General features: G+C 41.4%; 10 protein-coding genes. 3 read left to right on the top strand and 7 right to left on the bottom strand.

Annotated elements, in window-relative coordinates; genetic code table 11:
• Positions 1-83: 83 nt before the first annotated feature.
• Positions 84-737: a DUF6391 domain-containing protein gene (locus tag B4U84_RS05015; RefSeq protein ID WP_131115886.1), complete on the bottom strand. Its 654-nt coding sequence runs from the start codon at positions 735-737 to the stop codon at positions 84-86.
• A 574-nt stretch (positions 738-1,311) separates the two neighbouring features.
• The gene (gene pedR / locus B4U84_RS05005) at positions 1,312-1,590 is read right to left on the bottom strand and encodes a photosynthetic electron transport-dependent transcriptional regulator PedR (protein ID WP_017309464.1); all 279 of its coding nucleotides are present in this window, start codon (positions 1,588-1,590) and stop codon (positions 1,312-1,314) included.
• A gap of 198 nt (positions 1,591-1,788) precedes the next feature.
• On the opposite strand from pedR, the gene B4U84_RS05000 reads away from it, so the two are divergent.
• Positions 1,789-2,772 (top strand): carbohydrate kinase family protein, encoded by a 984-nt coding sequence (locus tag B4U84_RS05000; RefSeq protein ID WP_131115882.1) that lies wholly within the window; start codon positions 1,789-1,791, stop codon positions 2,770-2,772.
• Between the two features lie 198 nt (positions 2,773-2,970).
• Here B4U84_RS05000 and B4U84_RS04995 read toward each other — a convergent pair whose 3' ends face one another.
• From B4U84_RS04995 to trxB, 4 genes are all read right to left on the bottom strand, one after another.
• The gene (locus tag B4U84_RS04995) at positions 2,971-3,864 is read right to left on the bottom strand and encodes a tetratricopeptide repeat protein (RefSeq protein ID WP_510650803.1); all 894 of its coding nucleotides are present in this window, start codon (positions 3,862-3,864) and stop codon (positions 2,971-2,973) included.
• Positions 3,816-4,154: a S1 family peptidase gene (locus tag B4U84_RS32080; RefSeq protein WP_510650797.1), complete on the bottom strand. Its 339-nt coding sequence runs from the start codon at positions 4,152-4,154 to the stop codon at positions 3,816-3,818. The genes B4U84_RS04995 and B4U84_RS32080 overlap by 49 nt, the downstream gene beginning before the upstream one ends.
• Positions 4,129-5,907, bottom strand: coding sequence for a precorrin-3B C(17)-methyltransferase (gene cobJ, locus B4U84_RS04990; protein WP_131115879.1), 1,779 nt, complete (start codon positions 5,905-5,907; stop codon positions 4,129-4,131). Before cobJ ends, B4U84_RS32080 begins: the two co-directional genes overlap by 26 nt.
• 154 nt (positions 5,908-6,061) lie before the next feature.
• On the bottom strand, positions 6,062-7,429 hold the full coding sequence (trxB, locus tag B4U84_RS04985) for a thioredoxin-disulfide reductase (protein ID WP_131115877.1): 1,368 nt from the start codon (positions 7,427-7,429) through the stop codon (positions 6,062-6,064).
• Positions 7,430-7,761: 332 nt separating this feature from the next.
• Between trxB and B4U84_RS04980 the strand changes: the two genes are divergently transcribed.
• On the top strand, positions 7,762-8,307 hold the full coding sequence (locus B4U84_RS04980; RefSeq protein WP_131115875.1) for a type IV pilin-like G/H family protein: 546 nt from the start codon (positions 7,762-7,764) through the stop codon (positions 8,305-8,307).
• Positions 8,308-8,418: 111 nt separating this feature from the next.
• Complete coding sequence (locus B4U84_RS04975) at positions 8,419-10,626, top strand: O-linked N-acetylglucosamine transferase, SPINDLY family protein (RefSeq protein WP_131115873.1); 2,208 nt, start codon at positions 8,419-8,421, stop codon at positions 10,624-10,626.
• Positions 10,627-10,683: 57 nt separating this feature from the next.
• On the opposite strand, the gene B4U84_RS04970 is transcribed toward B4U84_RS04975, so the two are convergent.
• A complete protein-coding gene (locus tag B4U84_RS04970) occupies positions 10,684-11,319 on the bottom strand; it encodes a transposase (RefSeq protein ID WP_242677536.1) in 636 nt (211 codons plus the stop codon).
• Positions 11,320-11,445 lie beyond the last annotated feature (126 nt).

Here is an 11,445-nt window from a genome sequence, read left to right as displayed (position 1 = left end):
CATTGGTCATTGGTCATTGGGCATTGGGCATTGGGAACAGACTTGTTAAATAATTCTCCCCACACTCCCCACACTTGTTTCCCTCACTCTCGCCAGCATACTTTGACAAAATATGCCTCCCGTCCGGACAAATCCCGTGTATGTGTGATGTTTTCAATTTTTAAATTGAAGGGAATTGCAGTTGTGAGGTATTTTTGTGCTAAGGCACCTACATCAGGGGCTAATTCTGCGGCTGTTGTTGCTGCCACACCTAGACCTACAAGTTGTTCTATTATCCCTAGTGGTAGCAATATATGCATACTCACGGCAAACCCGGCTGTCAACAGCATTGCAACAGATGTATTTGTACCACAACGGGGGTGTACGGCTAGATGCCATTCTCCATTGATCAGTCGATGTAAAGCAAGTGTAACTGCACGTCGCAAGTCGCTAATATTTACCTCTCCGTAAAGGTAGAATCCTTCTTCTGTAGACAAACCGCCAAATAAATTGTTGTCTACCTGAATATTGTTGGAGATCAAGGGTGAAGGATGGGTAACTTTTGATTCGCTCAGAAGCCAGACTGTAGCATGTTCTAAAGCATGAACTTGTCGCAACATGAGAATTTCTTTCAACCCAGGAATAAAAGATAACTGTTTGAGTAAGTCAGCATCTAACGTGGGTTGAGGTGCTGTTAAATCAAAATTAAATAAGTCAAAATGAAACCCATCTATTTTGGTATCAGCAAAATTATTCATAAGAGCGCTGCTCCATCAGCTTAGGGAGCAATATGTATTTCCTTCAAATTTAACCTTTGAACCTATGGACTGTTGCTAATTTTTGTTGACTGTAGCAATTCGATATTTTGGATTTTGGATTTTGAATTGAGATTACAGTTAATCTCTAATTGCAAATCTAAAATCCAAAATTAATTAACTAGGAGCTAAGGGTTAGGGTAAGAGGCTAGGTAGGTGCTAGAGGTAATAGTAATTTCTCATGCCCAATAACGCCAGGTGCTACAACGGAGGAGCCACTGCGGTGGACGGGTTTCCCGGCATAAAGCACGTGGTGTGGAACCTCCAAGGGCGCACTGGTTCCCCAATGCCCCATGCCCAATGCCCCATACCCCATGCTCAATATCCAATACCCTCGCTCTTACAAGTTGGGATGCTTAACCTGGCAAACATTTTTCTCATGATTGGGGAAAACTGTCCCTACCCCTCACCCATGTTCCAGTACTCTGTAGCGCTGAATTTTGAAAGGTTCCCACTTTAACATCAGGCGTGAGGAGAAAAATGAACAAAAACCAATCAAAACGGGCTTGTCAGCATACTAGTAATTTTGTTCGGTCATATTTGGATTTGGCAAAGGACAGCAATTGACATCATTCAAACAGACTTTGCCCCAGTGCAAAGCCCACCGAACAAGAGCTACTCGATTGTCTGTACCAGTTTTGGTGAGAATGTTGCTGATATGGTTATCAACTGTACGCTTGCTAATTTCAAGCTTTGCTGCAATTTCTTGATTAGTTAAGCCAGCGGCTACTAAGTCGATAATTTGCAGTTCTCTGTCTGACAGACTTACAGGGGCCTGAGACTCGCCACCAGCCATGCTTTATTTCATCCTCTTTGGTATATGTACTCAATTACTCTCTCATTCTAGAAGATTCTTTTGCTGGTGGGCATTTCAACAGTTAGTATTAATACTCTTTTCACAAAGCTGTTTAATTGTGTTACACATCGCCCCCAAAATAGTAGAAATTATTGTAGATTTTTTACTGGAAAATCGTCTTCCGAAATTTAAAACCAAATGAGTAATCCCCGTGTTCTGTGCCTGGGTGAGATTTTATTTGATTGTTTAGCTGATCAGTTGGGGCGCCCGCTCGCTGAGGTGGAGTCTTGGACTCCTTATCCTGGAGGTGCGCCAGCCAATGTCGCCTGTGCTTTAGTCAAGCTGGGTATCCCCACGGGATTTATTGGTTGTGTGGGTGAAGATCAACCAGGTAATGAACTGGTAGATTTATTGCAGAATATCGGTGTGGATACAACTGGTGTGCAGCGCCATCCGACAGCACCAACGCGACAAGTTTATGTGGTTCGCTCTGTTGAAGGCGATCGCCACTTTGCCGGATTTGGACAGCACAATACCACAGAATTTGGTGATACCCGCTTGCAAGCCCAGCAATTACCCATCAAGCTCTTTGAAGCCGCAGATTTTCTGGTTTTGGGTACTTTGGAATTAGCTTATCCAGAAAGCGCCAAAGCAGTTTACCGCACTTTGGAACTAGCGGAAGAATATAACCTCAAGGTTTTGCTGGATGTGAATTGGCGTCCGGTATTTTGGCCGAACCCTGACATAGCACCACAAACGATTCGTGGTTTATTCAAAAAAGTCGATTTTCTCAAACTCTCCCTAGAAGAAGCCGAATGGCTATTTAATACCAGAAGACCAAGGGAAATTCTCAACCATCTCGACTCTATTGAAGGTGTGGTGGTGACGGATGGCGAACACGGTTGTGCTTACTCCTTTGAAGAACACGATGGTCAGTTACCCGCTTTTGCTGTGAATGTGGCTGATACGACTGGCGCCGGAGATAGTTTTGTGGCTGGATTCATCCACCAATTACTAACTTATGGGATCAAAAGCTTGAGTGATCCAGAAAAAGCCAAACAAATTGTCACCTATGCTAGTGCTGTTGGAGCATTGACAACAATGAAACCAGGAGCTATGGCATCTCAACCAACCACAGATGAGGTGGAAGCTTTTCTGTTGCAACATTCTAAGCAATATTAGCAAGCCCTTAACCGAACCGTATTTGTCAGGACTCGATTACATTGATTTTGATGAGTCGCCGATGTTCAGATCCCCGACTTTTTCAAAAAGTCGGGGATCTATAGCGCTTCAGATTGGAACTTGAAACTTGAAAATTACTGCTGGTGCGATCGCAGCAATTATCATCAGATAATTTTAATTTTCTATTTCTTACTCTACCTACTGCTGAAGCTTTCTAATTAACTCCAATGCTTTTTGATACCACTGTGTATCTCCATCTTTTCGCAAGATTTCAGCAGCTTTGTGTAAATCCGCAATCCCACCTTGCTTATCACCCAAGTTGGCACGGGATGAACCTCGACCATAATAAGCATAGGCAAAGTTGGGATTAATTTTGAGGGCTTGGTTGTAATCAGCGATCGCCCCTTGGTAATCTCCTAATTCATAACGAGCTTTACCCAAGTTATTGTAGGCTTTGCCGTAGTTAGGCTTAATTTTGATGGCTTGGGTGTAATCAGCTATAGCCCCTTGGTAATCTCCCAATTCGGAGCGAGCTATACCTCTGTTGTAGTATGCTTCGGCATAGTCGGGATTAATTTTGAGGGCTTGGTTGTAATCAGCGATCGCCTCTTGGTAGTTTCCCAAATCATCGCGGACAGTACCTCTGTTGTTATAGGCATCGGCATAGTTAGGATTAATTTTGATGGATTGGTTGAAATTAGTGATTGCTCCTTGCTTATCTCCCAATTTGTAAAGAGCTAAACCCCAGTTGTTGTATGGTTTGTCGTAGTTAGGATTAATTTTGATGGCTTGGCTGTAATCAGCGATCGCCCCTTGATAATCTTTTAATCCATAACGAGCTTTGCCTCGGTTGTTATAGGCATAAGCAGATTTGGGGTTAATTTTTAGTGCTTGGTTGCAATCAATGATCGCTCCTTGATTGTCTCCTAAATCTGAACGGACATTACATCGACCAATGTAAGCTTCCAAAATGTTGGGATTAAATTTGAGGGCTTGGTTGTAATCATTGATCGCCCCTTGCTTGTCTCCCAAACCTGAGCGGGCTACAGCTCGGTTGTTGTAAGCAGCAGCGTATTTAGAATTAAGGCGAATTGCTTCGGTGTAAGCAGCAATTGCTCCTTGATTGTCCTTCCAGGAAACCCAGCGACATACACAGTTGTACTAGCTGTGGCTTGATCAGAGTTACCAATTTTCGCAACGTTATAAGTTTTACTACTGCTAAACTCAACAATGGCTAAGTCTAATCCTTGCAATTGTTTCACAGTATTGGTTGTATAACTTTGTTGATCAGGGGTAATGATTTCGTATTTTTTCCCAGATTGCACCACATGATAAGCAGTCAAGACGGTATAGGTGTTACCAGAGCGCTTGATAATTATCATAGCGACGGGGGGTATAAACCCAGTTACCACCATCTCGTTTTGGGATCATGCGAGTTTTGCTGGAACCTATAATAATCACTGTCCGCATATCAGCATGTTCTGGTACTAAATTTCCCAGAGTACACACTACAGTTGATTCTCCATCTCTACCGATGTTACGCGCAAGTACTACCGGAGTATCGGCAGAACGATGACGCAGAAGTATTTTTTGTGTCTCTGTTAATTGCCAGGTGCGTTGCTTGGAAACTGGGTTGTAAAAAGCAATCACAAAATCTGCTTGAGCAGCAGCAGTAATCCGTTGTTCGATAATTGACCAGGGTTTTAAGATATCTGAGAGAGAAATTGTACAGAAATCATGGCCAAGGGGTGCGCCTATTTTGGCTGCGGCTGCTTGCATTGCGGAAATACCCGGCGCTACTTGAATTTCGATACTTTGCCACTCTGGCTTGGCTTGTTGATCCAGCACTTCAAAGACTGCGGCTGCCATTGCATAGATTCCAGGATCACCAGAGGATACCACCACCACAAACCGTCCCTCTGCTGCTAAATCCAGGGCTACTTTTGCTCGTGCAATTTCTTCACGATTGTCAGACTCATGCAGGCGTTTATCCTTGGTGAAAGCTTTAACTAAATTCAAGTAAGTAGAATAACCAACAAAATCAGTGGCATTACGTAAGATTTCTTTGACTTCCGGCGACATCCAATCACTTCTACCTGGTCCTGTGCCAATAATTGCCAAGCGTCCCCGTGGTGTACCTGTGGTGTTAATGTCAATGGGTAAAGGTGCGATCGCAATCGTACAGGAAAAATTCGCTGTTTGCCGTTGTATTATCAATTTCCCAGCCGCCGCAGCTAATAAAGCCGCTCCGGTTGCTACATCTGTAGTATTGTTTTGAGACATAACCTGAGCGATCGCATCGGGAGTAAAGAAACGAATTGGTACATTGAGAGAATTGGCGATCGCTTGTAAACCAGGTTCAGCAGCGTCTGAGATACTAGCAAAAACCCCAGCCACTGACGCCGGAGCTAACTGTGCATCTGCTAGCATTTGTTGTACTAAGGCGACTAACTCGGAATATTCTCTACTTTGAAAGCGGGGATTAAGGGGGGTTATTCCGATGGCGATCGTTGTAGGATGATAAATTAAGTAATTTGATGTGGAATCTACTGCTTTTTCTGTAACTTCTATGACCTTTTCTGCATCTTCAGCAATAGGTAACGAACAATTTCTCAGCCAAGCCGCATTACCTTTTAATTGGATCGATTCCCCAGCTAAAAGGTCAGACATAAAGGTTTTGGCATATTCCGGGTTAGATAAGTGATAGCCTGCTGGTGGATCTTCTAACGCAATACCAAAGCGGATATCACCCGTAGTTGTGATTGCAGGTTTGATACTTAATACACTGGCAATCTTGCGTGCCAAACTATTAACACCATTGAGTCCTCCCAACAGAGGTACAACTGCACTACCATCCTCTGCAACAGCTAAAACTGGGGGTTCCTGTCGCTTGTTGGCAAGCAGTGGTGCTAAGGTTCTGATCAAAATACCTGTAGCACAAAAGCCAATAATCGGTGTGCCATTTGTGAATAACTCCCGCAGTGTAACTCCAAACTCTGTAAAACTCACATCCACATCAGAAGTCCGGCCTGCTAGTCCGTATAACTGCGCTTCTGGCAAAACACTAATAATCTTACGGGCAACGGGGATACTGTTGTTACCCAGCACAATAATAACGGGTGCAATTTTGGTCATATAGCATTCCTAAATAATTCGCTCCAGACAAGATCCCCGACTTCTTTAAAGAAATCGGGGATCTGGACTTTGTGATTTCACCTGTTGGTTAATTTACGAGAGATTTAGCCTTGTCAACATTAAAATTTTGGTATTAGATCCCGTAGCGTAATAACTACAAATTATTTTCGATTAACTGTCGATACTCGCTCTTTTGCTTCACGCCTTTAAGTTCTTTTAATAATTCCTTGTTCTTAAAGAACTGAATTGTGGGAGTTCCGCTAATACCTGCGTTTTCCGCAATTTCCCGGTCTTTGTCGATATCAATTTCCACAAAATGGATTTTGCCGTCAAAGTCATCGACGACTTTATTAAGTATAGGTTTGAGGGTATGACAAGGGCCACAACCGGGAGAAACGTATTTTACAATGAGCAGGCGATCGCTTTCATGGAAAAGTTTCCGCAGAGAATAACTTCCCCGATGACGTGTTGCAGTTAAATCAAATTCGTCATCAGTGGGAGTTTTCTTAGAGGTAGGCTGAGGCTCTAATTCATTATCGGGAGTATGTGACACTTGATGAAACTCTTGAATTAGAGCATTGCTAGACAACCACCGTTCTGCTAACATCGCCGCCATACAACCACTACCTGCTGCGGTAATTGCTTGACGATATTCATGATCCTGCACGTCACCAGCAGCAAAAACCCCTTCTAAACTTGTTTCTGGTGAACCAGGCTTGGTAACAATGTAACCCACCTCATCGAGTTCTATTTGTCCTTTAAACAAAGAAGTATTCGGAGTGTGACCGATCGCGTAGAATAAACCCTTGACGTGTAGTTCGCTTTCTTCGTTGGTTTTGGTATTGCGGATTTTCACCCCTTCCATGTGGCCGTTCCCAAACACATCCACAGGTTCAGTATTCCAGTGAACATGGATTTTGGGGTTACTCAAAACTCGGTCTTGCATAGCTTTAGAAGCCCGCATCTTTTCAGAGCGTACCAGCAAATTTACCTTAGAACCATATTTAGTTAAATAAATAGCTTCTTCTGCTGCTGAGTCGCCACCACCCACCACAGCCAATTCAGCACCGTGGAAAATTGGTGTAGCACCATCACAGATTGCACAAGCAGAAATACCACGACTCCAAAATTCATGCTCGTTGTCTAAACCTAAACGCTTTGCCGTTGCACCTGTGGCAATAATTAAACTATGGGTTTTAAATTCCCGTTCCTGTGAGCGGACTATAAACGGACGCTGACTCAAATCTACTTCAATCACGTCTTCTGTGTACAGTTCAGCCCCCCAACGTTCCGCTTGAGCCTTCATCAAATCCATCAGTTCTGGCCCAGTAATCCCTTTGGGGAAGCCAGGAAAGTTTTCTACTTCCGTTGTTGTCATCAACTGTCCACCAGGTAAACCCCCTGCTTGGAAGCCCTCAAATACAACTGGTTTCAGGTTGGCGCGTCCTGCATAAATAGCAGCTGTGTAGCCGGCTGGGCCAGAACCGATAATTACCACGTTTTCTACATTTGGGTTAGTCATGATGGCTAAGTATACGAACTCATAACGACTACGTTTAATTTAGTATAACAAATAAATTTATTGATTGTTAGTCATTTGTCATTGGTAATTTGTCATTGGTCATTGGGCATTGGGAACAGACTTGTTAAATAATTCCTCCCCCACTCCCCCCACTTCCAGACGCGATGAATCGCGTCTCTACATTACTCCCCACACTTCCCACACTCCCCTTTCTTCAATCCTTTTACGCACTAGCGAGAAACATTTTTTACTAGATTGATATGAAAGCAATTTTAAGTGGGTAAGTTACTTTTACGACTCAATAAATAATTCCTTGCAGAAAGGCACAATATATGAAAACTGAACTAAAAGCCAAGTTTTTGCAGCACATTCTTAAGAAAAGATCAGAAGACGAAGGTTTTACACTGATTGAACTACTGGTAGTAATTATTATTATTGGTATTTTGTCTGCGATCGCTCTACCCTCTTTCCTCAACCAAGCGAATAAAGGTAAACAATCAGAAGCTAAACAGTACAGTGGTTCCATGAACCGCGCTCAACAAGCATACTTTTTGGAAAATGGTGAGTTTTCAACTGGGATAAATCAGTTAGGCTTAGGTATTAATACTCAGACAGAAAACTACAAGTATGAAGTGAGTGGAACGACTTCTGCGGTTACTAATAATGGTTTATCTCTAAAAGCACCCCTGAAATCCTACGTCGGCGTGGCAATTCTATCCCAGCAAGCAGAAACAAGTGAAGCAACTACTTTGGCTGTTCTATGTGAATCTAACGTAGTAGGTATAGTAAGTAATACTCTAACTGCGGCAGTTAGTGGTACTGCACCCCAGTTGCAACCCTCTTGTCCTAGTGGCTACTCTGTACTCAAATCCAAGTAAAACTATTAGCTTCAGAGCTACTTAAATACTCAATGGAAGTGGGTAGTTTTAATTACCCACTTTCATTTTTTATCAATTACAGCAATGCTACTACCCTGAAAATTCTTAGCTATGACTTCTGTGCAATCTAATACTGAACTAAAGCATTGGCAACAACAAGCGCAACAATCTTTCATCAAAGGCAATTATAGTCCAGCGATTAACTTCTATGAAAAAGCTATTAAAGCCGAACCAGAAGTTAAGTCTCACTATTGGAATTTAGGCTTGATAATGCTGTTGCAAGAACAAGAAGTAGAAGCACAGATGATTTGGCTTCTAGGTATGGGTGAAGGAGAAGTCAAGGAGGTTGAGCAGTGGACACATGAATTAATGGAGGTATTAAAAACTGAAGCTGAACGCAGGGAGAGACTGGGAGATTATTCAGTTGCTTGGGCAATTCGTCAGCATATGCGGGAAATTAATCCCACAGATATTAATAATCTATTACATTTGATAGGGCTAACTATCAAACAGGAAAAGTTTTCTGGTGATGAATTAACTTCTTTTGGGGTGATTGAGTTACTTCAGTCAAAGCAAATTGTAGATATTCAATTATTATTACAAATTTTAGAGATTATTCTCAATTATTCTCCTTTACATCCCTCCGTTTTACAATTTACAGAAGCTTGCCTATCATATTGTGAAGAACCTCAATCTTTAATCAATATTTTGCTCCCAGCAGCAGTAAAAATAGCCCATTCTTTGCAAGCACCAAAATTTGCAGCTAGTTTAGTTGAATTGGGATTACGTCTAGATTCTCAAAATTTAGAAGCTTTACGCCATTTATCAGCTTGTTATCTGAGAGCAACTAATTATTCTCAGGGAATCGAGACAGCACAGTTATGCTATTCTCTATCAGATACGCTGTTAGATAAAGTAGCTGCAACCCACTTACTGCAACGAGGATTAATGGATACTCCTGGAAATTGGCAGAAAGTGTATGAAGTGTTAGATCAGCAAGAATCTCTACTATCATCTTTGATAGAAATACAACCTAAAAATCTTGAATCAGGTTGGGTATTGCGTCTTTTTAATGCCAACTATTTTGCACCTTATTTGCGAGACCAACCCAAGCACAATAGACAAATTCAAAATCAAGTGGCACAACTTTGTCAGATGAATGTCCAAGAGTATGCTAGAGAAAAAATTAAGCACTATAAAAAATGGAGATTAAAGCAAAAAAGTGAGTCAATTAAGATTGGATATTTATCACATTGTTTATCTAGGCATTCTGTGGGTTTGCTGGCTCGATGGTTAATTAAGCATCATAACCAGGAAAAGTTTGATATTAATGGATATTTCATCAATTATAAACAGGTAAACGATCCACTACAAGAATGGTATATTCAACAATTTGCTCAAATCTATAAAGGCGGAATTTATAGTGAAGATATAGCTGAACAAATTTATCAAGATGAAATCGATATTTTAATTGATTTAGATAGCATCACTCTAGATATTACTTGTGAAATTATGGCACTCAAACCCGCACCAATTCAGGTTACTTGGTTGGGTTGGGATGCTTCGGGAATACCAGCAATTGATTACTTTATTGCTGATCCCTATGTTTTGCCAGAATCTGCTCAAGAATACTATACAGAAAAAATTTGGAGATTGCCCCAAACTTATATAGCAGTAGATGGTTTTGAGGTGGCTGTACCGACTTTACGTCGTGATCATCTTAATATTCCTGGTGATGCAGTAGTTTATCTTAGCGCTCAACGAGGATTTAAACGTCACCCTGAGACAGCGCGATTGCAAATGAAAATTATTAAAGAAGTTCGCAATAGCTATTTCTTAATTAAAGGGCTAGCAAATGCAGAAGGTGTTCAAAGATTTTTTATGGATTTAGCAGAAGAAGAGGGTGTAGAATGCGATCGCTTGCGATTTTTACCCTTAGATCCTTCTGAGTCTATCCACAGAGCAAATTTAGCTATTGCAGATGTAGTATTAGACACTTACCCATACAATGGAGCGACAACAACTTTAGAAACACTCTGGATGGGTATTCCTTTAGTTACAAGAGTTGGAGAGCAATTTGCAGCCCGTAATAGCTACACCATGATGATCAATGCGGGTATTACAGAAGGTATTGCTTGGACTGATGAAGAGTATGTAGAGTGGGGTATTCAATTGGGGAAAGATGAGGGTTTAAGACAACAAATTGGTTGGAAGTTGAAACAGTCGAGGAAAACAGCACCTCTGTGGAATGGTAAGCAGTTTACCCGTGAAATGGAAAAGGCTTACGAACAAATGTGGCAAATATATATTAGTTCGTAGTGAGGGCTTCAGTCCTCAAAATAACTTCCCAGAGGGCTAAAGCCCTTACTACAAACATTAAAGATTATCCCAATCTTTACCATAACCTAGTACCGGATATTGAACCCACAAATCACGTAACCATTGTCGCCCATTAGCTTGTAAATACCAATGAACACTACTTTCAATCCAGTCGTAAGGGGATTTTACTAAACCATGTTTGACTGGATTGTAATGAATATAGTTAAGAGTTGTATAGTAATGTTGTTCAGAGCGAATAGCGCGATCGCTCCATCTATACCAAACTTTTCGCTTAGTTATATTGTCCTCAAGATTCCACTGACGAGAAAGCTTACCATGTATTCTACGAAACAATTCACTCAAAATCTCAAAGTTCACAACACGAACCAGCAAATGATAATGATTAGGCAGAATAATCCAAGCACAAATTGTTAAGTTCGTAGTCAGTGCTTCCGTACTCATTTCTTCATTTCCAAGATTACCAAAGTAATCAAATATCATATTTAACAGTTGCTGACGACGAGATTCAGAGTACATATAACATTGATGTTCGTAGCAAGCTGCTGTTAATAAGTAAAATTGTTTATCTTGTACAGGGTGTGGCGGTGCGTGGGGCGGATAACCACGACTCAATCGGTATTCAACTAATTCAGCTTTTTGTTCTGGTGTGAGTTTGCGATATTCATACATCATATTTTCTAAGCACTGAAGTGCTTACTACGAACTCTTGAATTTGTTAGTAGTGAGGACTTGAGTCCTCTACTTCCTAAGCACTGAAGTGCTTACTACTAACTCTTAAATTTGTTAGTAGTGAGGATT

Origin of the sequence: Westiellopsis prolifica IICB1 (assembly GCF_004323185.1) — a bacterium.
GTDB lineage: Bacteria > Cyanobacteriota > Cyanobacteriia > Cyanobacteriales > Nostocaceae > Pelatocladus > Pelatocladus prolificus_A.
This window is presented reverse-complemented; position numbering and strand designations above follow the sequence as displayed.

Bases quoted from the DNA above. Each gene is read 5' to 3' on its own strand.
- B4U84_RS04975 (WP_131115873.1), top strand. From the start codon at position 8,419: ATGACTTCTGTGCAATCTAATACTGAACTAAAGCATTGGCAACAACAA.
- B4U84_RS04980 (WP_131115875.1), top strand. From the start codon at position 7,762: ATGAAAACTGAACTAAAAGCCAAGTTTTTGCAGCACATTCTTAAGAAA.
- trxB (WP_131115877.1), bottom strand. From the start codon at position 7,429: ATGACTAACCCAAATGTAGAAAACGTGGTAATTATCGGTTCTGGCCCA.
- B4U84_RS05015 (WP_131115886.1), bottom strand. From the start codon at position 737: ATGAATAATTTTGCTGATACCAAAATAGATGGGTTTCATTTTGACTTA.
- B4U84_RS04970 (WP_242677536.1), bottom strand. From the start codon at position 11,319: ATGATGTATGAATATCGCAAACTCACACCAGAACAAAAAGCTGAATTA.
- B4U84_RS32080 (WP_510650797.1), bottom strand. From the start codon at position 4,154: ATGATAATTATCAAGCGCTCTGGTAACACCTATACCGTCTTGACTGCT.
- pedR (WP_017309464.1), bottom strand. From the start codon at position 1,590: ATGGCTGGTGGCGAGTCTCAGGCCCCTGTAAGTCTGTCAGACAGAGAA.
- cobJ (WP_131115879.1), bottom strand. From the start codon at position 5,907: ATGACCAAAATTGCACCCGTTATTATTGTGCTGGGTAACAACAGTATC.
- B4U84_RS05000 (WP_131115882.1), top strand. From the start codon at position 1,789: ATGAGTAATCCCCGTGTTCTGTGCCTGGGTGAGATTTTATTTGATTGT.